Source organism: Pseudoalteromonas sp. GW168-MNA-CIBAN-0100 (assembly GCF_040309225.1).
GTDB lineage: Bacteria > Pseudomonadota > Gammaproteobacteria > Enterobacterales > Alteromonadaceae > Pseudoalteromonas > Pseudoalteromonas arctica.
In genome coordinates this window covers 1-242 of the sequence record NZ_JBEOOL010000997.1, presented here as the reverse complement: position 1 = coordinate 242, position 242 = coordinate 1, and the positions used below count along the sequence as shown (strand labels likewise).

General features: G+C 39.7%; 1 protein-coding gene. It reads left to right on the top strand.

Going from position 1 to position 242, the window contains the following annotated elements; genetic code table 11:
• Positions 1-23 precede the first annotated feature (23 nt).
• Positions 24-242, top strand: a 219-nt coding sequence (locus tag AAEY62_RS24340; protein ID WP_502935571.1) for a PhoH family protein, incomplete at its 3' end; no start/stop codon positions are given.

The window sequence follows — 242 nt, the reverse complement described above, 5'->3', positions numbered from 1 at the left end:
ATACTGAGGTATTCACAAAGTTATTGCCTCGTAAACAAGAAAAAGTATGGGGCATTTTGCCTAAAAATCAGCGTCAGGCAGTAGCTTTAAGCCAATTAACAGATCCATATTATGACTTAAATATCATCCTTGGCCCTGCTGGCTCCGGAAAAACTTTTTTAGCAGTTGCTTCGGCGCTGCATCAAGTATTGGAGTTAAAAAAGTACAAAAAAATCGTTGTGGTGCGCTCCAGAGACTTTATG